We start from the raw sequence: 24,057 nt of genomic DNA, 5'->3' as shown, positions 1-24,057 counted from the left end.
GTCCTCCAATTCGTTGATATTCCATATATCAAAGGTAAACATTTTTAGAAGCTGAAAGCTAAATGCTCTAAAGTGCATAGTTTTAACTACAGTTTGCGACCAATAAAAGTATGACAGTAAGTTCGTTTTTATAATGTTTTAAAATTGTAAAAAAATCAGGATTATCACATACTACATTAAATAAATCTAGATTAAAACACTTCAAATCCACTATAACCATTCAGATTATTAATGGTATGAACACTATTTCAATTTCTTTTAGTATTATTGATAGAAAGTCACAATAGGTGGATATACACTCTATACATATTTTTGAATTACCTATCTTGCGTCTTTAACAAGTACAATATTAAAAATTAGAGTCTCTATAAATTATAGGGACTTTAATTTTTAAGTAGTAAGCTTAACATTGTTTATCTTGATGTAATCAAGTACAAAAACAACATTTATTACTAAGTAGTATTATACAGAATTCTATAGTAAGCTAAAGTAGATTCTCAATTCCTTTTTCCAATATTAAATCTCTATTCTCTTTTAAAGCCTCAATAGTTGGACAAACGTATTCATCGATTTTTATACCTACTTTCTGTGTTTCAGAACCGTCTGGATAATAAATACCAATACCTGAAAACATAACCTGTATATTACCTGGCAGCATTAAGGTACTTACATTTCCATCTGCACCAGCAGTTTGTGTTCCAAACACTTTTACATTAGGAGAAGTTTGTAAAGCCATTGTATAAAACTCTCCTGCACTCATAGTATTTTCATCTACTAAAACAGATATTTTACCAGAATAATAATGATTAGCATCACCATAAGTTAGGCTCTCATCAGATAAATTTTCACTACCTAAATTATACTTATTTGGCAAACTATATTTAACAAAAGGAACACCTTTATTTGTAAAAAACTTCATCAACTCTCCTAAATCAATCATTGGATATTGACGAAAATCAATAACAATACCTTGTTTGTTTTTATAACTCTCCATAATGCTACTTAATTCACCTTGTTTAAGAGCTCCTATATTTATATATCCTATATTCTCTTCAATATCTTTGTGAGAAGATAAAGCTCCTTCATAGTAGTTAAAATCTTTTACATGGACAGTAGATAATACTTCAGTAAATTCCTTTTGTCCATTTCGTAATTCTAATGCTAATTCTTCACTATTAGTTCTTAACATAAAAGGCATAGTATTAAAAAGTTTTGTGTTTTCATTAGAAGAAGGAAAAAAGTTTTCTCTTTCTTTAAATACCTCCAAGACATCTCTTCCTCCAATAGTTTTTATTTCATCTCCAATACGAACCCTATATTCCTCTTCTCTCCCTTTAATTAATTCTGTTACAACAAGTTTATTTTCTATAAACTGAGTTTTCATGGGGATAGTTCTCATACCCAAAAAACTATTCATTAATGTATCACCTTTAGCATTAAAGAAGGAATGCCCATCTCCTAGCTCTTTAGTTAACATCATTAAATCCATTTTATACGCTAACTCATCCTTATTAGATAATAGTTTATATATATATAGTTCTAAAACATCATTCCAGTTCTTAACAATAAGGTTCTTATAGGGGAAAAAATACTTTATTGCATTCCAATACGAAATAAAGATAACAGACGAAAACCATGATCTTTAAAGCTAATGTCTTTATATTCTTTTTCATTGACAAATATTACATTACCTACATTTGGGTAAAAATCAAGATAATAATGATCTTTAGGTATTATAGTAGTCTCAAGTCCAAAACTAAGTTTCCATTCTTCTAACTTTTCTAAGAAATCTTCTTGCTCTACAATAGGCATAATCCTAAACAACTCATAATCCCAATTATACTCCCCCTTTGTAACTTTAGCATTAGTATATTTCAACTTTCCCCAAACTTTGCATAACTCAGCTAATCGCTTTACAGTGGTATCTTCAAGCTTTTCAAATCTAATTTGAGAACTATTATCAAACTCACGATCAAGTTCAGCTCTTGGGGGTAATTTTTCAATATTTGGGAGATTTTTAATATTTTCACCATCTAGTGTTACAACAAAATCTTTAAACCAAACATCTCCTAGTCCTGACATCCCTGCAGCTATAACAATAGTATCAGTTGCAGGATCTAAATAAAGTCTAACACTATACCTCTTCCAATCGGTGCTCCCTGTAACCTGATAGCTATCTAATAGAGCATAATTGATTGATCTACCTCTTTTTAAGAGATTAATCATTATTTTAGCATCCCCATGTTCAATATTTTCACTCTTTATCAAAGTAGATAACTCAAGAGTATCTCCTTTATAACCGTTGGGAATATTATTTAAAACGTTACAATAAGAATGATCGTCACCAGAAGATTTCATATAAATAGACTTCTCTTTTCGATCCAAAGTATCAATTATAACATTATAATTTGATTTCCCTTTTTCAATATACCAAGTACCTATCAATGGATTTTTTTTTATACAAATTTTGAAAAAGAACAGATTCTTTTTCTTGAGAAAAAACGATAAATGGCAATAATAATATAAAAAACTTTAGAATCAACTTTATCATAATAAGATTGAATTAGGTTAGAAAAACACAAACACCTTTAAATCAAATTATTGAAGATAAAATAAATTACTCTCTTTACAAATAATACTTTACTTTTCCTTTCTTATTTAATTATAACTAAATAGTAATTGTGTCATATTAAACAAACTTAACTATGGTTAATGCATTTACTACCTCCCCCTCCAAAACATTAAGAATAATGGTCAAATTCAAACAGTTTTTGTTAACAAAAGAATAATATTTGTCGATTATTAATATACCGAGTCTTCTCTTTAAATCTAATCTATTTAAATATTTTAAACTTAATTATAATTTATTATTGTTAAAAATGAACTCTTGTAAATCCATTAGTTCTCCTATAATTTAAAAAAACTTAATCTTATAAAATACAGTTTATACATATTTTTTCACTGCTCTTAAAATTCCCTTATCGGCAAGTGCAACGTTTTTTATTGCATATTTTAAATCAATACCATATTTAATAATTCGTTCTCTTGTACACCATTCTTCAAAAGCATATTTTCCTTTTGATTGATTTATAGCACGTAGGGTTACTTTTACATTCTCTTCACAATTTACAACTTTAGCAATTTGCTCATTCGTCAAACGATCTCTATATTTCATAAATATAAACTCAGCTGAACGAATATGTTCATAATCATAAGCTTCACCACCTTGAATCCTTTTCTTTGTATAACAATCAATAAAAAGCGTTTTTCCAGTTTCTTTTTTTTTCGCTTTGAGATGCATCTCTTCTTTTACTTTCTCAAATACAAAATCAATTTCTTTCCTTCGATATGGACGATTTGGATCTAATTCTTGATTCTTTTCTTTTCGCTCTCTTAACCTCTTTTTTGTCCTTATTGTTTTATTACTATACTTTCTTATCGGATAAGAATCTATAATTCTAATTCTTAAAGCACTCATTATTCTAATTAACAGATGAACGCACATCCATAAAATACAAACAACAATGAGCGCAATAAGAAGCCAAACTAACCATAACATCCAAGTTCTACCAATCTTTTGTTCTGCAGACCAATCTGCAAATTGGTTTAAATCATAGATGGTAGGTACATCATTAAACTCATCAATATCCTCAGATAGTAAAAAAAAACCTCCCTTGAATTTTTGTTTTCCAAATTCAGGTAGTAATTTCAATCCAACAACTAAATCCTGTTTATCTACTGAACTAGCATTTAGTTCAATCTGATTATTCTTAGCTAAAACTGAATTGTAATAAACTTGTATTCCTTCTATTATATTACCTAGAGAGTCCCCTAGCATAATAACTGCTGTTGAACCTGACCTTACGCTCTCCTCATTAAACTCTATTTCGATAGTTTTTGTAAGATAGATAGTGTCTGTCAAAAACCAACTAGGAGTGTACTGAAGTGATTTTACTAAAAAAGAAGGTTTTGAACGTAAATAATAAAATGGCTCATCAAATTTCTTAACACCAAAATCAAAATTTTCCCATTTTTCTTGAGTCTTATTTTTACAAGCAAAAAATAACATTCCTATGCATATTAGTAATAAAGTCTGCCTCATCTTTATTTTTTTTCTTTAATTAATATTTTTCTAACTCCACGGTTTTGTATCTTCAACCTAACTTGCTCTGGAATAACAAATAATAATGGATGTTCATCTTTTCCATAATCTAAAGTAAAAGTTAAGTCAACCTCAAGAGGCAAATCTTTCAAAGGTAGTAGTTCTTCTATTTCTAAAACCAACGATAAATCATGATTTAAAAGATTCTTTACTGTTTTAATTCTATAATATGGATTATCATTTAAAGTAGCTTTAACATCTAGATTATAGGTAAACTCCGTAGAGGTATTTCTTTTATACTGAATTTTAATATGTTTGTTATTTTTAATATTAGCTTTCCACCCATAACTCGTTCCTAAAAAGGTAATATCAACATCGGGAGATTTAATAATATAAAGCTGTTTAGTGTCTTTAATAGTCTTTTCTAGCTCTTCATCCTCAGAAACCTTAGTCAACATTACATAAAAGCCAAAATAATATTTTTTAGCTGCAAAATCTTCCCACGCTTTTAATTGGTTATACAATATTATTTTTTCTGGGCCAGTATTATGAATTCCATCAGTCAATAAAAACAAATAATTCAATTTATCAGGATTTACTTCTTCTTCACCTGCTTGCCAAGCATCTGCAATATTTGTATCACCTTTTCTTACTTGTAAATTATTCACATAACTTCGAATACTATCCATCTCTTCTATTAAGAAAGTTTTTTTCTCATGAACTTTATTAGTAAAAGTTATTAAAACAATTTCTGTGTTTTTTGATTCAATTTTCTCAAGAGCTTTTACCAAACTAAGCTTAACATCTTCAAATATATTTTCTGTTCCTCCCTGCCCTCTCCCTTCCATCGAAGCAGTAACATCAAACAAATAAATTCTTTTTTCCAATTTGTCAACTTGTGCATATATTACTGTACAATACATAATTGACAGAAAAAACAAAATATAACGCTGTAATATTATTTTCATAAATTTCGTTTTATTATCTATCTAATTCACAAATAAAGAAAAAATAACTACCCCAAAAAGAGCTAAAACTAGAACTAATAGCCCACCAAGTATCCAAATTAACCATTTTACCATCCGAACTAAACTAGCAAGACTATTACTATAATCTTTCAAATAAGCCTCTATCACATGTAAAATTGCTCCTCCTGCTATCACCAAATCATCCAACCATCCAACAACAGGAATAACATCTGGAACTAAATCAATTGGGCTTATACCATATAATACTCCAAGAACTCCTACCAATAAAGCTCCTACTTTATTATTTTTCTCTTCTTTCACTTTATTCATATCAATGATTTTATATCTATTCAAAAAAGACGCTCCTTATTTCACTTATCAACTACTTTTAAAAAAAAGCTCATATTTATACTTTAATTTCCTCCTGAAACATCAAAAAAATAAATAATACTAGCTCTACAATTATTCTAACAAAACTTGGCAGTTAAATAACAGCAAGGCAAATATAATTTAGTACACTGTCAAAATGGACAAGCAAAAAGACTATTCTCTTTTTACAATTAAAAAGTCCATCTAATTTTAATAAAACTTTACTAACCCTCATTTTTATCAATTTTCAACAATTAATCAAGATTTAAAAAAGAACATCATACAGATTTACATATTATTTTTAAAACACTTAATAATATAACTTTAATTAAAATTACTATTTCACTTATTGAAGTCCTATAAATAAAGGGTAGACTGCCATTTTTTTTGAGTAAACATTAAAGACAATTTGTACTCTATGTTTTTGTAACTTTTATCGGATCAATTGATGAAACTGCTTTATCTAAAGGTGAACTATATACCATTATCACTAATAAATATAGCAAAGGAAAGAAAGGAAGCTTAGTGGCTATATTCTCTGGTACTAAGATAGAACCTATTGTTCAAAGACTTCTTACAATATCCTCTAGAACAAGAGCTAAGGTTAAAGAAGTTACACTTGATATGGCAAATTCTATGAAAAATATTGTAACTAAATGCTTTGTCAATGCTGTGCAGGTAACTGACCGTTTTCACGTACAGAAACTTGTTAATGAAGCTGTACAAGATATTAGAGTACAAGAACGCTGGATAGCTTTAGATGCCGAAAACACTCAAATATTAGAAACTAAAAATGAAGGTACACACTTTACACCTATTGAGTTTGATAATGGGGATACAGCCAAACAACTACTTATAAGAAGTAGGTACTTACTAACAAGAGATTGTAGTAAATGGCCAACTAATCAAAAACAAAGAGCTGATTCCCAACTTTTGTACTTGATCCCCACTTTTGAACAAAATGCGATACCCCTAAAAAAGAAAAAACCTATAACTCATTGTGAATCATAGGTTTTGTGCTTTTTTACTAACTTTTGAAAAGTTACTATTTATAATTTCGCGGAGAAAGAGGGATTATAACCTATATATTAATAGACTTCTTTTAAATATTATTTACTTATATATCAATAAGTTAAAAAATGGAGTGTTTTATAAAATGTGATTAGATAGTATATGATAGTATAAAAATTGGGTGTATATTTGGGTGTAAATACCTATCATTATGACTATAAAAAGAAAAGTAACTTTCGCTATTGAAAAAAGAAAAAAGGACAATATTCTTGTAGTTGAGAATGTTCCTATCAGAGCTCGTGTTGTGTATAATGGTGGACGAGTTGAGCTCTTTACGGGTTATCGAATTGATGCATCCAAATGGGATGAACAAAAAGAAAGAGTCCGTAATGGTTGTACCAACAAACTTAAACAAAGTTCATCAGAAATCAACACTGCAATTAGTGAACTATCTACAATCATTGATAGAATCTTTAAAGAGTTTGAGCTAAAGAATGAGATGCCTTCTTTTGAAATCTTTAAAGATGAAGTAAAACGATACTCAGATAAACAAACAATATCTGCTACAGAAAAGAATCTCTTTACTGCTTTTGATGAGTTTGTAAAAAGTAGTGGTAAACGCAACGATTGGACTGATGCTACCTACACCAAGTTTAACACAGTTCGTTCGCATCTAAGTAACTTTAAGAGTAATTTTCAGTTTTCTGATATCAATGAGAAAGTACTCCTTGATTACGTTACCTTTCTTAGAGAAAAGAAATTAATGAGAAACAGCACCATTGAAAAACAGATTAGCTTTTTAAAGTGGTTTTTAAAATGGTGTAGAAGTAACAACTACACTATTGCATATAACTTTGAAAGCTTTAAACCCAAGCTTAAGGAAACCTCTAAGCGTATCATTTTCTTGACTCAAGAAGAACTAGAGAAAATCAAGGCAAAAGACTTAAGTGACAAACCTTATTTAGACAGAGTGCGTGATGTACTTCTTTTTTGTTGCTATACGGGACTTAGATATTCAGATGCTTATAATCTTACCAAACAGGACATTAACAATGATGTAATTGAGTTTGTAACCAAGAAAACAAACGATCTTCTACGAGTGGAACTAAATAAACACAGTCGAGCTATTTTAGATAAATATAAAGATGTACCTTTTGAAGATGATAAAGCACTACCTGTTATCTCTAATCAAAAGATGAATGACTATGTTAAAACACTTGGTCAAGAAGCTGGGATAGATGAGCCTATTAGAGAAACATATTATCAGGGAAATAAACGAATTGATGAAGTAAAACCTAAACATGAACATCTTAGTACTCACGTAGGAAGAAGAACCTTTATATGTACTGCTTTATCTTTGGGAATACCTGTACAAGTAGTAATGAAATGGACAGGACATTCTGATTATAAATCTATGAAACCGTATATTGATGTAGCCGATACAATCAAAGCTAATGCAATGACTAAATTTGATACGATATGAGCGATATAACTTCCATTAAGCTAAGTCAGTACTCTAAATTATTAGATAGGCTTTTAAATGAGCTAAAAACAGATAAATTCGTTAATGATATTTGGCAATGTTATAAGCAAGAATCTTATACTATCGTTTATAAAGAACTTGATTCAATCGATTTTGAAGTTTTGCTCATTGAGCTTAGAAATAACAACTTCTCAAAAGGAGTTTTATACAACATCGTTTCAATTATAGACAAGCTTAATTTACTGTTTGAAGAGTATAATACTCAGATACAAAGCTTAGATTTATATAAGCTATATCACAAGGTTTATATATCACATTTTTTTGATGACAAGATTAAACTTGCCATTGAAGATTTAAAACATGTACAAGAAAGAGAAATTCCTTTAGAAGCGCCTAAGAATCTTAATGAAGTAGATATTGAATACTTTAAAAATGAACTAGAGAAAATTAGAAATGAAAAGTTCCTATTCGAAAAAGAGAATACTCATCTGCTAACGGACTATTATAGTTTGTTTAAAAGTCATATCAGTAAAACCAAAGGTTGGATTACAACCTACTTTCCAGAGGAACGATTAAACTTAGACGATGATATTTTTACAAGTATGCAAGTTAACCTTCTTTATGAAGAGTGTATCTTGATGCAATGCTTCACAACTAATGATTTGAGTTTTGAAGATTTCTATCTAATTTTAAATAGAAGAAAACCTAAAACTCCCTTTACTCAATCTTTTAAACAAGTAACCAAGTTTGCTAAAGAGTTAAAGCCATATACAGATAAGGTTGATAAACAAATTAAAGACCATTGGAGAGAATTTGTTTGTAGTGAGCTTAATTTAAATGTGAATACAATTAAGTCTTATGGGCATAGAACGAAGCTATATTAAAATACTTTAAATTAATAATATTCCTTTTTTTTAAATGTTTTAAGAAAAGTAAAAAACTCATCAAAGTCAACTTCATTTGTTAATAATCCATCAAGATAGTATTTGGATTCATCTTCAAATTTTCTTGAATTATAAGGAGAGCCTTTAGCTGCAATGATAAAATTATACTTAGATAGGTATCTAATACGAAGTTCAGCATCACTTGCGTCTATTATTTTACCCCATACTTTAGTTGCTCCATCCTCATAGTGTTCTCTTTTTATTGGTTTTTTCCAAAATAGTAAATACTTTATTAATCCATACTCCTCTTGATAGTAACCAAATTCTTTGATATACTTTTGAATTTCTTCCTTTGAAATTTCTCTCACCCCAGTAGGAAGTTCAGCAGAAGTTTCTACATAGACAAAGTCTCTAAAATATGAGTCTCCATGATATGCTGCAATTTTTTTTATTTTTAACTGACTAATATCCATTAAAACTTTACTTCTCCCTATTTTATTAAATTTACTTATAAAGAATGAAGAAGTCCCTCTAAACCACCAAATTGGGTCACTTTCACAATTAAGTGTACCATTTTTATATGTTAAAGGGTTTTGTAGCAACATTTGTAGTCTATTGGTTGATTCTGAAGGACTATTAAACCATTCTAATCCTCTTAATCCGGGAAAAGTTTTGGCCATCCTGGATGAAAATAAAGTCGTTGAAGGTTCTGATGCATTAGGTCTTTCTTCTTTTATACTATTTTCTTTATAAAATATTTTTTTCTTTACATTAGATAAAAATAAAAGAAGATAGTTTATAATTAATATTATTAAAACGAGAGATGTTAATAAAAAAATCCACATAGATATTTCTATTCTAATCAACAAGAAAGTTCTTATTGATTCATAAATTTCTTTTAATGAAATACTTAAAATAATTTTCTTCATCAAATAAAATAACCCTCCTAAAACCGCAAGTACTCCAGATGCGATTACTTTACTCCAAACAGGATCTTTCCAGTATTCCTTTATTTTATCTTTTATCTTATCCATTACTATCTGATATCTTTATTTTATAAAAACAATTTACTCTTTTGAAAAAGCAAATCTACTAATAAATAGAATCGATATTAATCTATTAGGGTGGTTTAAAGTCTACTTTAAAAAAACAAGGTATTTAAAATCACACATTAAATATTTAATTAAATACAATGTATTTATTATCAAGACTTTGTGTTTAATTACAATTCCATTTATCACATACTGTCACAGAGTTTGATAGGTAGTTTTACAATGTTCGAACAAAGCAATTGTACAACCTAAAAAACTTTATAACATGTATTTAAACGAATTAAAAGAAAAGCCTGTTTGGCAAATGACGGGGCAAGAGCTATTAAACTTATTAAAAGAAGTAGCTATAAACGAATCACCAAATTCTACTACCAACCAATCAAAAGAGACTCTTAGTAAACGTTACGTTTATGGAATACGAGGTATAGCTGAATTATTTGGTTGCAGTATATCTACTGCCAACAAAATAAAAAAAGATGGTAAAATCAAAAGTGCAATCTTGCAGTATGGTAGAAAGATCATTGTAGATGCCGAGCTGGCATTAGAACTCTTTTCAAAGAAGTAAAAGGATAACTACTACAAAACATCCTTTGTAAGAATTATAATCAATTAATTTAAATCAAGAAGTATTATGTCCTTAGATATACCTTATATCCGAGTAGGAACTTCTTATTTTAAAATTATCGAAAAACCGTTAATATCGGGCGATAAAGTTAAAGTAAGGGTTCGTTGGAACCGTGAAACTATTGTGTCGGATCACGGAAAGTCCTACTTGGAAAACATTTTAAAACTAGATGGGTTCTGCTGTATTCCTGATCATCTAAACTATCAGCTCTTAGTAGATAACTTTTACAATACCTATCATGAACTTCCAATAAAGCCAAGTGAAGAAAAGTTGAGTTTACAGCAATTAGAGAACAACATACCCAATTCTTTACACTTTGTAAAGCACATCTTCGGTGAGCAGTATCTCTACGGTTTAGACTATCTAAAGCTGTTATACGAACAGCCAACACAGCCTTTGCCTATACTTTGTTTGGTCAGCAAAGAAAGAGCAACAGGTAAGAGTTCCTTTATTAAGTGGCTTAAGACAATCTTTGGGCTTAATATGACCTACATCAAAGGAGATTCCTTTAGCTCTCAATTCAATGCCGATTGGGCAAGTATGTTACTTGTAGCTATAGACGAGGTCTTCTTTGACAGAAAAGAAATCACTGAACGCCTAAAGTATCTCTCCACCACCGATAAAGACAAAGTGGAAGCCAAGGGAAAAGACAGACAAGAGATTGAGTTCTTTGCCAAGTTTATCTTGTGCTCAAACAACGAGGACAACTTTATTCAAATAGATGAAGAAGAAATTAGGTTTTGGATCCGAAAGATTAAGCCCATTGAATCAGAAGATGTCTTTTTTGTAAATAAGCTCAAAAGTGAAATACCATATTTCATTGCGTTTTTGCTTCTAAGACCTTTAGAGTCGAAGCAAAAAACACGAATGTGGTTTACACCCAAGCAGATACTCACCGAGTCATTGTTAAAGCTAATTAGTAAAAACAAAGTTGAAGTAGCTATGATAGAACTCATACACCTTTGTTTTGAGAAGATAGGCGAGCAAATACTATGTATTGCTCCAAATGATATACTGCTTTTGCTTCGAAAAATAAACCCAAGGTTATTCATCTCTGCAAGTGAAATAAGAAAGACTTTAAAAAAGTGGGATTTCACTCCAGAAGATAACACCAAATCTTATCAAGGAATAGAACTTTTATCTCATGGAGAGTTTGTAAAAGTAGAACGCAGAGGACGGTATTATACCATAGAAAAACCTTTTTTCTATAAAACATTTGATGCTTTGATGCAAGAATAGATTAAACAACTGATAAACAATAATTTGACTTGCATCAAACTCTGCATCAAACTATAAAAAGACCTTATTTGATGCAAGAGTGATGCAGAAAACAAAATCAGTTTGATGCAGTGATGCAAGACTGATGCAAGACTGATGCAAAGTACTTAATTGAATTTCAATTAGATATACTCTTTCTGCATCATTGCATCAAATAAAACACACTTTTAACCCTTTAACCCAAAAGACTATGAATTGCGATACAGCCAAACAAATAAGAATAATTGACCTACTTGAAAAATTAGGTTATAGCCCCAAGAGAATAGCCAGTGAAAGTTGGTGGTATATCAGTCCGTTTAGACAAGAAAAAACACCTTCATTTAAAGTCAACTTAGTCAAAAACCTCTATTATGATTTTGGAGAAGGTACTGGCGGAACAACGCTCGATTTTGTGATGCGTTATAATAATTGTGATCTAAAATCCGCTTTGAGCATTTTAGACAACAATGTTTTTTCATTTGTTCAGCCGACTGTTTTTAACATCCCCCCACAAAGTGAAAAGAATTATGAAATAACAGCCGTTACAGAGATAGTTAACCCTTATCTTATACAATATACTAAAAATAGAAAACTATGTGTTAGAATGCTTAAAAAGTATTGTAAAGAGATACACTATACTTTGAATGATAAATCGTATTACGCCATTGGGTTTAAAAATAATGTAGATGGATACGAGCTTCGAAACAAGTATGTAAAGATGTGTTTAGGCTCTAAAGCTGTTTCTTATATCTGTAATAATTCTAAGAAGGTTGTCCTTTTAGAATCTTGGAGTGATTTTATAAGCTTTCTGACTCTCTACCCAAATGCAGAATACCGATTTGATTATATCGTGCTCAATTCGGTTACAACGCTAAATAGTACACTACAGACTGAGTTTAATACTTATCTGTATAAGTCTGATAAAATTAAATATGAATCAATTGTCTGTCTTTTTGACAATGATAAAGCAGGTGATTTAGCTACTGATAAAGTGCTTGATGCTTATGGAAATAATGTTGTTGATGGACGCTTATTGTATCAAAAGTACAAAGACTTAAATGATTATTTACTAACGATTAACCCAGACAATTCGGAGTGAGAAGTATAGGATGTTATTTGACTTGTGTACTCCGAAAAGGTGATTTGACCTGTGGATTATGCACTGTGATTTGACGTCCTAATTATCGAGATGTGTCTTTGTCCTTACAAATTGAAAATTTGAATCGGAACAAAGACCACTCGTTTTTCTCCCGAAGGTCGCAAAATTGGTAAGATGATGAAAAGAGAACACAAAATAGAATTTAGAGTTACCCTAACGGAATCTCTGCTTATAAAAAACAAAGCAGAGAAAATTGGCTGTAGCGTTTCAGAATATATACGCAGTACAGCTTTGGGGTATTCTTTGAGTTATAAACTAACACAAGATGAGATTGAGGTTTACAAACTACTAAATAAGTTTGCTGATAACTTTAGAAGAATTGGCAACCTGTTTAAACTTGGTGATACTACCCAAGTGAAAGAAATTACTGTTGAAACAGCAAACTTAATTAGATCTCATCTTCAAAAACTAAAGTAATATGATAGCTAAAGCAAAAACGTGTATTGGAGGGACAGCTCTTTTTAATTATGTGATTAATCCAAACAAGGGCTATGAGCTTGTTAGAAACAATCTTTCGGGGGAAGCTCCGAAAGATATGTTTCAAACGATGCAGATTTTGCAAAATCAAAACTCACGTTGTAAAAACAATACAATCTCCGTTGTTATTTCTCCTACTATCGCAGATAGCAAGAAGATGACTGATAAAGATTTAAACAATCTTGTCCATGATTTTTTAGTTGGTTTAAAGTTAGATCCAAAAAGCGCGCAATACATTGCTTACATCCACACGGAAAAAGAGCATAAACACATTCATATACTCGCTAATCGCATTGATGAAAACGGTAAGGCACTTAAGGATAATTATATCGGATTTCAAGCCCAACGCATTGCTCATGAGATAGCTTTAAAGTACGGTTGGGTTTCTATAAGACAGGAGAATGAAAACAAGAAAGAGCAAGTAAAGACTAATCAGAAACAAGTAGCCCAAGAGATTAAAAAAGCGCATTACTTTGTTTTAAAAGAGCACCCTAAAAGTTTACAACAGTATATTGATATGATGCGGATGCATCAAATAGAGGTGAATCCAAGTGTAAACAAACAAGGCAACATTCAAGGATATCGATTTATTCACTTACCCACTAATACAAACTTAAAAGCAAGTGAGGTTGACCGAAATATAAAACTCAATGAACTATTTGAAAATAACACTCCCAAACGAAGTGATGATTTGTTTCACACTGTTCTGTTCAAAGATCAAGGTACACAGATTTCATTTGAGAATTGGAGTACCAATACAGTGAGTCTGTTTAGTTTTCTAAACTCCCACAGCAATCACTATGAAGAATATATTCCTGATATGACTAAAAAGAAAAAACGAAAACAAACACAAATACTAAAACTTTAACTATGGCAAAGAAACAACCTACACTTACAGAACTCACTGAGCTACTCTTTAAGCAAGTAGTTTACTTGCAAGAAACAATGAAGCAAAATATCGCTCAGCAAACGGAGCTATCTAAAAGGATAAAGAATATTGAAGTGAAAGTAAACGTGTCTGAACTTAAAAAAGTAGAGGAAGAACAGACAGAACGGCTTCACTCTTATCTGAATCATTTTTGTATTAGATTACAGGCTATTAATGAACAGCATTACAAAGTAAATAAATCTATTAACTCAAAGAAGATTCTGTACTTAGTACTGCTTAATATTTTCTTTTTCTTGGTTGCTTGTTTGTGCATATACAAACTGAAATAGCAACATTGTTAGGTGAAGTATTTCAAATATTAGTTTTTTGTGTAACTTTACGATTCAATCTTTTTTAAATCAATGGCTTTATCTTATGAGCCTTCTTAACTCAGCTATTAATTATGGAACATAAAGTACACCAAGGAAGAAATGTAAAGCGTTTTAGAGAAATGCTTGGAATCAAACAAGAAGTTCTTGCTTTTGATTTGGGAGAGGATTGGAATCAAAAGAAGATATCTTTACTTGAACAGAAAGAAGTGATTGATAATTCATTACTACAACAGATTTCTAAGGTACTTAAAGTACCTGTTGAAGCTATTGAAAACTTTGATTCAGATCAAGTTCTAAATATTATCTCAAATACATTCCACGATCATTCAGTTCAAAATTATAATTGTAATATTAACCCTATTGAGACAATTGTACAATTACATAATGAAAAAATCGCTTTATATGAGCGTATGCTAAAAGAGAAAGATCAAATGATGAATCGTTTAGAGAAGTTGATTCAAAGTAAGTAAACATTAGTTTATATCAATATAACAGGAAAAAAAGGTAGAATTACTATGGATGGTATTCTACCTTTTTTCGTTTTTAGCTAAAGATTTATCGATAACTAGCCGTATCACGTACTTGTATCAACAGACAAGCTTCTAATAATCTGTGATAAACAAGCATTGATACAGCATTGTCATACTCCTTGTTGGATGCAGTATTAGCCATTGTAGCTAAAACTAAATTGAAAAAAGAGTTCGTTATAGTATCTAATGCGAACTGTTCAAAAATGCTTTCGAATACTAAGTATGGATTTTTAAACTCTTGTTCACTTATGTATTTCATTTCTTGTAGGTCTTCTTCAGACACATCTGAAACAATAAGCTCTTTAGCTCTAAAATCATTGGGGTTCAAAAAAATTCGGTAGCTTGCTTTAAACAAGGATTGTAAAACGGTTAAATCAAAAATAACTTCTGATGCCTTAGTCTTATCATACATTTTATCACTAAGTAGATACCAACAATAATTTCTAATCTGTTCTTGAAAATAATCTATGTGTGCAAGATCAGTTAACCACGCTAATAGCTCATAAGGACACTCGATATCTTCTTTTGTCCATAAATGAGATTCTAAAGTAAAATCGTATGTTTTCATAATTATTGTAGTCTTTTATAAATTAACCAACAAGCATCTAGTAGCTTATATAAATAGATTGGAGGAATTTGGTAGTGCACTTCAAAAATTTGTTTTTCTTTTAAAGCATCTTGTATATAATCCGCTGATAGATAATCTAAATCTTCTACAGTAACCATTGTAAAGATATTCTTGAAGGTCATATACGGATTTAAGTATTCTTCTAATGTGAGAGAGCCTAAGTAGAAATCATCAATATCATCAGTTTTCTTGATAGTTAGATTCCGTTTTTCAAACTCTTTAGGATTTTTGAAAATAGTATAACATGCTCTAAATACAGAATGGAGAATAAAAAATCTATATACCATATCTCCAGCTGTTCCCTCATACCGTTTTTTTATTTCTAATACATAGTATGAATATTCGTTTAATGCATTCTTGTAGTCTTCTAAGCGATAGACAGAAAACATTTCTTTAATAATTCTATATGGACAGAGAATACCCTCTCTTGTCCACAAATGTGATTCTAAGGGGATTTTGATTGCTTTCATAATTCAAGTTTTTTAAGGTTTATATAAAAGTACCTTCTTACATATTGGTAAACTATTCTATATCAGGGATAAAATATGCATTTAATCAGCCTGAGTATTATCTTGATCAGTATTTAGTTCAACAATGCAAGTCATTAAATCGATGAATATGCGTATCATCCCAAATCAAATAATACTTTCTTTATAATTTTTTAGATTCATAAAAATGAACTTTTTGTAGAAGATATACTATTCGCATCACAAACTATAATATCTTTTAATTGAATAGATTACCTTAAATCAAGGTAGGAAATTGCAGTTGTTAACCTTAAATACGGTAATTATGAAATCAATCATTAACAAGCTTGAAAGCTTAAAATTATCAAGCGAACTAAAACATGAACTTGAAGAATTAATCAAAAAAAAATTAGTGGGATTTATTTTTTATTCACAGAATAACTTGCTCAATCATCCTATTATTACCCTTTGTTTTTACGATATTGATGAACTAAATTATATTCGTAAAAGCAAATGGATTACTAAAGGGATTAATCACTACCAAGTAAATATTTATTGCTTATGTATCAAAGATTTTTATCAATCTGATTCTTTTCAGAATATAATGTATTCAATATTAAATTTCCAAAAAGAAAATCTCACTTATGGTTCTTTACTTGATGCCGAACCTTTGTTTAGTTTGCATCAATCCAAACAGAAAGAAAATGATTTTGAAAAATATATTTCTAAATGGTTTGCTAAGCATTACAAAAGAAATACTAAGTTTTTAAAGTCCTTAAAAAAGGAGTTGAAAACTAATCTTATAAATGAACAATCTGCTATGCTTGGTATAAAACAAGTAATACAAGATACAAAAGAAAGAGTTCAACCTATACTATCAGGGAGTATTCAGTATAGTAATGCTTCTTTTCTAAATTTTGTGTTTACTCATTGCTATCCTGTTCAAGATGTTTTTGAAGAAGACTTTGACTTTTATGCAGAAGATATGGTTTCATTATTTAGAGAAGAGCTAAAACCAAAGAAAATTACTGAACAGACAGAACCCAAAAAACAACTAACAATAGGATATTTCCTTAACATAGCACAGTATTTTTTAGAAGCTATGTACATAGAAATACCACATCGAATACTAAGTAAGTATAGATACATAGTAAACAAACAAAAATTACTATCATTAGATAGCCCAGAACAAATAACGGAAATACAAGAGGCTCTTGAGGAAAGAGCAAGAAAGGCTTTAGAGAAATATAAAAAGGTGAAGTCATTTTATCTAATAAAAAGAAGAGCTAATGAGCAGATACTCTTAAGTTCTGAGCCGCCAACTCCCTATAAACTACATCTACTATTAATAGCAAGTGTTGAGACGTTGCACATCAATGAAGAGGGAAATATAAGACAATACGTTTCTTTTCATACTGAAGATTTAGTTGATGTAACCACAATCTTAATAAAAAAATCAAATTGGCATTTACATATACCTGTTTACCATTCTTTTTTTAAACAAAACCTCACAGAGGATAAGCTGTGGATTGGAGAGCCTCTAATAGCAGAGAATCCAGATTTAGAAACTTTTCCTATAAGCGAACTTAAACTAAAGTTTTGGTCAGAGTGTAAAGCAATGGTCAAACCAATTGTAAAAAGGCTCAGTTATCAAATAGAAGACTGTCAGAGCGATGCGGATATAATTTTCTATAAGTATGCCTTACAGCAACTTTCAATGGCTATACTCTTTGCTAAAATGGATTTTATGCCACAAGTGCATACTACAAGTTACCTATGGCGTTTAATTCAATGGTATGCTCCCGAATTAGGTCTTGTTATTGACTGCAACAAGGAAATAAAAGAAATGCTATTTGAGAATTACACATGCCTTAGAAATTATCCTAATATCAAATACCCTACGGTTAAATATACAGAAGACCAATGGAGCAAAGTTTATTATTTCATCGGTAGACTATATTCTTTTGCTAAAGAGTGTTATCAGACTAAAGATTAAGATACAATGATTTATAGGTTTATTTTTATTAATAGTTGCACAAAGTTAGGCAATGCCTAGCGGTTCGCTAGCAAGAAATTCCCCCATAAATGCTTGACGAAAGTCTTCGCTTTATTGCGTTGCTTCTTGCGCTCGCTAAGCCATTACCAATTGTGGCTCCATAATTAATTTAAAAATTTAATATTATGGAAGCTACAGTTTTAAACACAGAATGGCTTATCGCATCAGAAGTAGAATTGATTTACAAATCAAAAGTAAAGGCTTCACAGAGACCTCAGATTACATCTTCTTACAGTGCATATCAAGTTGCATTAAAGGCTTGGGATAGTAATAAGATTGAATTATTAGAACAATTTAAAGTTCTTATGCTTTCAAACAACAACAAAGTACTTGGAGTATTAGAAGTTTCCTCAGGAGGAATAACAGGAACAATAGTAGATTTAAGAATCATCTTCTCAGCTCTATTAAAAGCGAATGCAACAGCATTTTTGATTGTACACAATCATCCGTCTGGAAAACTAGTTCCAAGTGATGCTGATATACAAATCACAAGAAAGATTAAAGAAGCAAGTAAACTACTTGATATTAATCTCTTAGATCATTTAATTATAACCACAGAGAGTTACTACTCTTTTGCAGATGAAGGCACCTTATAGGTGCCTTTGTTTTTTGAAGTATTAAAGCTGTAAAAATACTTTTACAGTTTTAATGCTTTGTGTTTTTATACGCGTGATTATATAAGTAATAATTTACAACTATATAAACATATCTATGTAAGTAAATACATATGTACTCAAAAAAAATCAAAGTAACTGTAACTGTTGCTGAGTTACGACAGATAGAAAAAGAACAACGACAACGCTTACGGAAGATCTTTGAAGAGTTTAATCAAGAGATAATAAAAAATAATGAGGAGCTTTTAAAGATTCATAAGACTGTTAGTTCTGAAAGCTTGTTGTACTTGATAGGATTGATTTTTTTTTCTAATTACAACTGCTCTTTAACTTATGTGTCAACAATAATACAAATTACCAAAATAAAATCACAAAAATTAAGAATTATTTTTGTGATTTTGTCAATATTCTTAATGTATTACAAATTACCTACCATATCTTTTAACATTCTCAATACCAAATATACTAGGTAATCCAGCTCTATTTTCTCCAACTATAATTCCTATTTGAGAGATTAAGGTAATATCTGAAAATCCAATTTTATTATTATTAAGGAGTAGTCCTTCTTTTTCACTTATTATGAATTCTACTCCATTACATAGAAATCTTCCTCTTTTAATAAAAACCTTGTTTGGTGTTATAAACTCTATTTCTATCAGTATATTCCTTAACGCTTGTCTTATAGTTAATGTTCTAGCAACTAGATTAATATCCCATACATCAACTTTATACTTAAGCTCATTATTTCTTATATGTAGAATAAGCTTATTATACTCATCAAAAATCACTAAATTCAATAGAAAATGGTTATCAGCTAATATGATACCTATTATTGGTGTACTATCAATTAATAAAGGTACAATTTCTGTTCCATACCCTTTATCCTCCGCAACAAAGCTTATATTTCCAATAACTATTTCAGCTTGGTTTCCATAAAAACACAAGTTATAAGGGCTAGAAACCTTATTAATTATATTATAGGGCATGTCATTTGCATTAATAACTATTTCTTTGGGTAATAAACCTGATGTTTTTTCCCTATGATGTCTGTCACATAGTAAAGTAATTTCAGATGCAATATGTCTTTTTACTTCTGCCCATTCTAACATGTGCTCATATTCATAAATTGGAAACCCACATATAACACATCCAAAACCACATCTTTGTCTAACTTCTCTCTGAATTGGTAACGGTATATCTCTTTGATCTGACATAAAGTGTGATTGTTAAATAAAACTTTATAATTTCTCTTAAACATCTACTTTGGAAAACATATCAACTAATACACCTGAACTTTACGAAGTTGAGAGAATTGAAAATTTTGTTTTTAATTCAGTGCAACTTAGAGTAAAAGCCGAAATTTCAAATTTTAGACTAAGCCAGTATTGTGTAAAGATGATGTTAACTGTGGTAGTATTAGTCTATTCCTATTAAAAATTTCGGACCTGTAAAACTATTACCAGACAACTTACTATTAGCTATATTTAATTCTTTCTCATTACCAAATATATTCAAACCAATAGGGCGTAAGTCTAATTGATTAACTACACATTCATTGTCTCTAATTATCTTCGCTGAAATTAAATTTTGGTTTTCGGCATATATTCTAATTTCTCTTTGTGTATTATCAGTAACAATTTTTATTTGTTTATTTTCACTGTAGTTTTCTTTGACTATTTGAATAATATTATTTGCTAACTTTATTGTAAGCCATATTTTAGGAACTTGACCATTTCCTATCACTAAAGGAACAAAATTTTCAATTTTCACTAAATCTCCTCCTCCAATTAGTATATTAGAACAAACAGTTAATTTTTCTAATTTACTAATATTGTATGGATACTTTTCTATTTCTAAATCTTTATTCATAATCACTAAATATTAAAATGTGATTTAATTACTTTTATTATTTTTTTTCTTTTTGAAGGAAAAAAATAATCGCATATACCTATCAAAATTAAAAATCCTAATGATATTAGAAATGCATAAACTTCCCAATTATCAAATGCAATTTTTGGGTCAATTTTGTTACCAATAAATTTTGCAAACATATTGATAAATAATGCTAAACAAATTCCTATTAGCAAATTTTTAGCTTCGCTTAAATATGATTTACCATTAATTATTTTATCAAATTCATATTTTTCTAGTTTATAAACCTCTTGCAAAATGCTAATAGTAGGATTTGTATAAGGATCTCCATTCACATAAGTTGTATCTCGAAGATTTTGATTTTCAATATTACTCATTTATATAGCAGCTCATTTACAATTAAAGTTAAAATTCATTTTTGACGAAACAAAATAAAGTATAGTTTCTTGAGATATCATCTACATCAGGATTTAGTATACTCTAACGCTAATGTATCTAAAATAAAAGACATAAAAAAACCCAACTTTACATTTTTGGGTGTAAAATTGGGTGTTATACTTGTAATTACCTTATAATCAAGGTAAACTGCGGAGAAAGAGGGATTCGAACCCCCGGACCTGTTACAGTCAACGGTTTTCAAGACCGCCGCATTCGACCACTCTGCCATTTCTCCAGTCGAACTCTTTCGTTCTGTATTGCGAGTGCAAATATAGTACAAATCCTTCACCAAACAAGGCTTTGCTAAATTTTTTTCACACATAAAAACACCTATAGCACTTAACTTATTCACAATGATATTTTTACTCTTTAAAAAAATATTATTTATTTTTAAATATTTGAAATGAGCATTGTAGTTTTGTTGAATCTTGTAAAGATTACTAAATATTGTAATCCTTAGATATCCTTAAAATTGATACTCTACTTAAAAAATGATACAGAAACTCAAATCATCAGATTATCCTAGACTAATGCAAATATGGGAGAGCGCAGTACTTCACACTCATGATTTCTTACATGAGGAAGATTTTAACTACTATAAAGAAAATATTCCCACCTATTTTCAATATGTAGAACTACTAGGATATACAAATACAGAAGGAATATTAATAGGCTTTATGGGACTATCAGAAGATAACCTAGAGATGCTTTTTATTCATAATGATTATCGTGGAAGAGGAATTGGCAAAAAATTGTTAGACTATGCCATCAGCGAAAAAGGAATTAAAAAAGTTGATGTAAACGAACAAAATCAACAAGCCGTAGGCTTTTATTTACATAGCGGATTTAAGCAAGTAGCGCGTTCAGAAAAAGATGATCAAGGTAAGGACTACCCTATTCTACATCTAGCATTACAATCATAACATAATACGTCTATAAACAAAAAAATCTCCATAAAGGAGATAATAAAAAATGGCAAGCTACCTACATCGCACCGCTACAACCGCTTACCTTTGCTGCGTTCCCACCCTGGAGGAGTCTGCAGGAGCTGGTCGTGTAGGACTTGCCACTGCAAATATACTATCATTTTATATTTTTCCAAACTGAGAACTCTTCTTATTGTAATAATACAATAACAAAGCAACTTATACTTTTATCGTTCAATAAGTTATATCTAACTTTTTTTTATAAATATTTTAAATTAGTACGCTACTCTCTACCACTACATAACAATTATACCAAATAATAGTTTTAACCCTTATCTAAATAATAGCTGATAGACATTAATTATTAGCATAAACTAGAACTACTTTAATACTTTAAAAAACACTATAACTAAATATTAAGTAAATAGGTAATCAATTAAACTAAATGAAACTGAAAAAATATAAAAAAGAATATTTTGAAAATCACCTAACTAATTTACAAGACGTCTATAAACAAAAAAATACTCCATAAAGGAGATAATAAAAAAATAGGCAAGCTACCTACATCGCACCGCTACAACCGCTTACCTTTGCTGCGTTCCCACCCTGGAGGAGTCTGCAGGAGCTGGTCGTGTAGGACTTGCCACTGCAAATATACTACCATTTTATATTTTTCCAAGCTTTTTGAACTATTCTCATTAGATTTGTATCTTGTAATAAAATTAATACTAGTAATGAAAAAATATAACATTCTAATTCCGTTAATCTTAGGCGTTGCTTTTATAGGCTGTTCTAATAAAAAAAATTTAGAAAAAAGTGTTATTTCTATTGATACAAGTCAATTAAAACAGCTTTATCAGGGTAATGACAACTTAAATCTTCAATTAAAAACAAGTCAAGATGCGCAATTAGACTCTGTCGCTTATTTTTTAAATGATAAAAGAATTGGATCTGTAAAGAGTAATGATTTACTAACTTACAGCTTATCTAAAGAAAAACTAGGTAAAGTTTCTCTTAAAGCAATCGCTTATGCGGATAATAATACTAAAGAATTAAATATAGGAATAGAAATCGCAGCACCTAATAGACCTAAAACTTTAATGTACAATTTAGTCAATATTTATCCTCACGACCAAGAGGCTTATACTCAAGGGTTAGAGTTTCATAACGGCGAACTTTATGAAAGCACAGGTAACGGAGAAGGTGGTGGCTCTTCTTTAACTGGTGGAACTGGTAAAAAAGGAGTTTCAAGCATACGTCAGCTAGATCCTAAAACAGGAAAAATAACTAGAATACATAAATTACCTATGGAAATTTTTGGTGAAGGATGTACTATCTTAAACAATAAACTTTACCAATTAACTTACCAAAATAACGAAGCTTATCGTTATAATCTTGAAACTTTCGAAAAAGAAAAAACGTTTAAGTACTTTAAGAACATGGAAGGTTGGGGAGTTACTAACGATGGTACTTATTTATATATGACTAATGGAACGGAAAAGATTTACAAAGTAGATCCTGAAACATTTGAAGAAATTGATCATATCAATGTATATAGCCATGCAGGTCCACTTCAATATATTAATGAATTAGAATGGGTAGATGGTAAAATATACGCTAATGTATATGGCGAAAACTTTATTGTAGTTATAAATCCAAATACGGGAGCAATAGAGTCTTTAATAAATTTCCAAGATGCACTATTAAACAAGACTACTTATCACGCAGATAGAGATGTATTTAATGGTATAGCTTATAATCCTTCAAGCAAAACATTTTTTGTCACTGGGAAAAACTGGGATAAAATGTTCGAAATACAAGTAATTGAATAAATGAAACATAAAAAAACGCTGATTGATATCTCAATCATACTACGTGT

The 24,057-nt window shown here is 30.0% G+C and carries 25 protein-coding genes, 1 tRNA gene and 2 other RNA genes; 14 read left to right on the top strand and 14 right to left on the bottom strand.

Annotated features, from left to right (window positions below; all coding sequences use genetic code 11):
• Positions 1–484: 484 nt before the first annotated feature.
• From RH98_RS16050 to RH98_RS10020, 5 genes are all read right to left on the bottom strand, one after another.
• Positions 485–1,480, bottom strand: a complete 996-nt coding sequence (locus RH98_RS16050) for a S41 family peptidase (RefSeq protein ID WP_237717527.1) — start codon at positions 1,478–1,480, stop codon at positions 485–487.
• 113 nt (positions 1,481–1,593) lie between these two features.
• Positions 1,594–2,445 (bottom strand): hypothetical protein, encoded by an 852-nt coding sequence (locus RH98_RS16045; protein WP_237717526.1) that lies wholly within the window; start codon positions 2,443–2,445, stop codon positions 1,594–1,596.
• A gap of 499 nt (positions 2,446–2,944) precedes the next feature.
• Positions 2,945–4,102, bottom strand: a complete 1,158-nt coding sequence (locus RH98_RS15910) for a hypothetical protein (RefSeq protein WP_010254015.1) — start codon at positions 4,100–4,102, stop codon at positions 2,945–2,947.
• A 2-nt stretch (positions 4,103–4,104) separates the two neighbouring features.
• Positions 4,105–5,070: a vWA domain-containing protein gene (locus RH98_RS10025; protein ID WP_010254012.1), complete on the bottom strand. Its 966-nt coding sequence runs from the start codon at positions 5,068–5,070 to the stop codon at positions 4,105–4,107.
• Positions 5,071–5,091: 21 nt separating this feature from the next.
• Entirely contained in the window at positions 5,092–5,400 is a 309-nt protein-coding gene (locus RH98_RS10020) for a YkvA family protein (protein ID WP_010254009.1), read from the bottom strand.
• Positions 5,401–5,874: 474 nt separating this feature from the next.
• Here RH98_RS10020 and RH98_RS10015 point away from each other — a divergent pair, with 474 nt between their 5' ends.
• The 3 genes from RH98_RS10015 to RH98_RS10005 all read left to right on the top strand — a co-directional run bounded on the left by RH98_RS10015 (position 5,875) and on the right by RH98_RS10005 (position 8,817).
• Positions 5,875–6,450: a transposase gene (locus RH98_RS10015; protein WP_081498623.1), complete on the top strand. Its 576-nt coding sequence runs from the start codon at positions 5,875–5,877 to the stop codon at positions 6,448–6,450.
• A gap of 211 nt (positions 6,451–6,661) precedes the next feature.
• Entirely contained in the window at positions 6,662–7,933 is a 1,272-nt protein-coding gene (locus tag RH98_RS10010; RefSeq protein WP_010254003.1) for a site-specific integrase, read from the top strand.
• Positions 7,930–8,817 carry a hypothetical protein gene (locus RH98_RS10005; protein ID WP_010254002.1) on the top strand — a complete coding sequence of 296 codons (888 nt, stop codon included), beginning with the start codon at positions 7,930–7,932 and terminating at the stop codon, positions 8,815–8,817. Before RH98_RS10010 ends, RH98_RS10005 begins: the two co-directional genes overlap by 4 nt.
• Positions 8,818–8,828: 11 nt before the next feature.
• Here RH98_RS10005 and RH98_RS10000 read toward each other — a convergent pair whose 3' ends face one another.
• Entirely contained in the window at positions 8,829–9,851 is a 1,023-nt protein-coding gene (locus tag RH98_RS10000) for a hypothetical protein (RefSeq protein ID WP_010254000.1), read from the bottom strand.
• A gap of 283 nt (positions 9,852–10,134) precedes the next feature.
• Between RH98_RS10000 and RH98_RS09995 the strand changes: the two genes are divergently transcribed.
• The 7 genes from RH98_RS09995 to RH98_RS09965 all read left to right on the top strand — a co-directional run bounded on the left by RH98_RS09995 (position 10,135) and on the right by RH98_RS09965 (position 15,117).
• Positions 10,135–10,434: a DUF3853 family protein gene (locus tag RH98_RS09995; protein WP_010253998.1), complete on the top strand. Its 300-nt coding sequence runs from the start codon at positions 10,135–10,137 to the stop codon at positions 10,432–10,434.
• 66 nt (positions 10,435–10,500) lie between these two features.
• The gene (locus tag RH98_RS09990; RefSeq protein ID WP_010253997.1) at positions 10,501–11,733 is read left to right on the top strand and encodes a primase-helicase family protein; all 1,233 of its coding nucleotides are present in this window, start codon (positions 10,501–10,503) and stop codon (positions 11,731–11,733) included.
• Positions 11,734–11,962: 229 nt separating this feature from the next.
• Positions 11,963–12,850 (top strand): DUF8464 domain-containing protein, encoded by an 888-nt coding sequence (locus RH98_RS09985; RefSeq protein ID WP_010253995.1) that lies wholly within the window; start codon positions 11,963–11,965, stop codon positions 12,848–12,850.
• A 177-nt stretch (positions 12,851–13,027) separates the two neighbouring features.
• Positions 13,028–13,327 carry a plasmid mobilization protein gene (locus RH98_RS09980; RefSeq protein WP_026038842.1) on the top strand — a complete coding sequence of 100 codons (300 nt, stop codon included), beginning with the start codon at positions 13,028–13,030 and terminating at the stop codon, positions 13,325–13,327.
• A gap of 1 nt (position 13,328) precedes the next feature.
• A complete protein-coding gene (locus RH98_RS09975; protein ID WP_010253991.1) occupies positions 13,329–14,255 on the top strand; it encodes a relaxase/mobilization nuclease domain-containing protein in 927 nt (308 codons plus the stop codon).
• A 2-nt stretch (positions 14,256–14,257) separates the two neighbouring features.
• Positions 14,258–14,605: a hypothetical protein gene (locus RH98_RS09970; RefSeq protein WP_010253989.1), complete on the top strand. Its 348-nt coding sequence runs from the start codon at positions 14,258–14,260 to the stop codon at positions 14,603–14,605.
• A gap of 113 nt (positions 14,606–14,718) precedes the next feature.
• Complete coding sequence (locus RH98_RS09965) at positions 14,719–15,117, top strand: helix-turn-helix domain-containing protein (RefSeq protein ID WP_010253987.1); 399 nt, start codon at positions 14,719–14,721, stop codon at positions 15,115–15,117.
• A gap of 85 nt (positions 15,118–15,202) precedes the next feature.
• Here RH98_RS09965 and RH98_RS09960 read toward each other — a convergent pair whose 3' ends face one another.
• Both RH98_RS09960 and RH98_RS09955 read right to left on the bottom strand, forming a co-directional pair.
• Positions 15,203–15,745: a hypothetical protein gene (locus RH98_RS09960; protein WP_010253984.1), complete on the bottom strand. Its 543-nt coding sequence runs from the start codon at positions 15,743–15,745 to the stop codon at positions 15,203–15,205.
• Positions 15,746–15,747: 2 nt separating this feature from the next.
• The gene (locus RH98_RS09955) at positions 15,748–16,275 is read right to left on the bottom strand and encodes a hypothetical protein (RefSeq protein ID WP_010253982.1); all 528 of its coding nucleotides are present in this window, start codon (positions 16,273–16,275) and stop codon (positions 15,748–15,750) included.
• A 322-nt stretch (positions 16,276–16,597) separates the two neighbouring features.
• Between RH98_RS09955 and RH98_RS09950 the strand changes: the two genes are divergently transcribed.
• Positions 16,598–18,268 (top strand): hypothetical protein, encoded by a 1,671-nt coding sequence (locus RH98_RS09950; RefSeq protein ID WP_010253981.1) that lies wholly within the window; start codon positions 16,598–16,600, stop codon positions 18,266–18,268.
• A 185-nt stretch (positions 18,269–18,453) separates the two neighbouring features.
• The gene (locus RH98_RS09945) at positions 18,454–18,924 is read left to right on the top strand and encodes a JAB domain-containing protein (RefSeq protein WP_010253979.1); all 471 of its coding nucleotides are present in this window, start codon (positions 18,454–18,456) and stop codon (positions 18,922–18,924) included.
• A gap of 443 nt (positions 18,925–19,367) precedes the next feature.
• Here RH98_RS09945 and RH98_RS09940 read toward each other — a convergent pair whose 3' ends face one another.
• The 4 genes from RH98_RS09940 to RH98_RS09925 form a co-directional block, all read right to left on the bottom strand.
• Positions 19,368–20,156 (bottom strand): hypothetical protein, encoded by a 789-nt coding sequence (locus RH98_RS09940; RefSeq protein ID WP_010253977.1) that lies wholly within the window; start codon positions 20,154–20,156, stop codon positions 19,368–19,370.
• A gap of 202 nt (positions 20,157–20,358) precedes the next feature.
• The gene (locus tag RH98_RS09935; RefSeq protein WP_010253975.1) at positions 20,359–20,811 is read right to left on the bottom strand and encodes a hypothetical protein; all 453 of its coding nucleotides are present in this window, start codon (positions 20,809–20,811) and stop codon (positions 20,359–20,361) included.
• Positions 20,812–20,816: 5 nt separating this feature from the next.
• Complete coding sequence (locus RH98_RS09930) at positions 20,817–21,191, bottom strand: hypothetical protein (protein WP_010253972.1); 375 nt, start codon at positions 21,189–21,191, stop codon at positions 20,817–20,819.
• A gap of 211 nt (positions 21,192–21,402) precedes the next feature.
• Positions 21,403–21,487: transfer RNA gene (locus tag RH98_RS09925), tRNA-Ser, on the bottom strand.
• A 256-nt stretch (positions 21,488–21,743) separates the two neighbouring features.
• Between RH98_RS09925 and RH98_RS09920 the strand changes: the two genes are divergently transcribed.
• On the top strand, positions 21,744–22,175 hold the full coding sequence (locus RH98_RS09920; protein ID WP_010253970.1) for a GNAT family N-acetyltransferase: 432 nt from the start codon (positions 21,744–21,746) through the stop codon (positions 22,173–22,175).
• A gap of 47 nt (positions 22,176–22,222) precedes the next feature.
• Here the strand turns inward: RH98_RS09920 and ffs (RH98_RS15455) are convergent.
• Positions 22,223–22,321, bottom strand: an RNA gene (ffs, locus tag RH98_RS15455) — signal recognition particle sRNA small type.
• Positions 22,322–22,725: 404 nt separating this feature from the next.
• Positions 22,726–22,824: signal recognition particle sRNA small type (gene ffs / locus RH98_RS15450), an RNA gene on the bottom strand.
• An 88-nt stretch (positions 22,825–22,912) separates the two neighbouring features.
• On the opposite strand from ffs (RH98_RS15450), the gene RH98_RS09915 reads away from it, so the two are divergent.
• Positions 22,913–24,010 carry a glutaminyl-peptide cyclotransferase gene (locus RH98_RS09915; RefSeq protein ID WP_010253967.1) on the top strand — a complete coding sequence of 366 codons (1,098 nt, stop codon included), beginning with the start codon at positions 22,913–22,915 and terminating at the stop codon, positions 24,008–24,010.
• Positions 24,011–24,057 lie beyond the last annotated feature (47 nt).

It is taken from the genome of Myroides injenensis M09-0166 (assembly GCF_000246945.1).
GTDB lineage: Bacteria > Bacteroidota > Bacteroidia > Flavobacteriales > Flavobacteriaceae > Flavobacterium > Flavobacterium injenense.
Note: the sequence above shows the minus strand (reverse complement) of the source record. Positions and strands in the feature narration are given on the sequence as shown.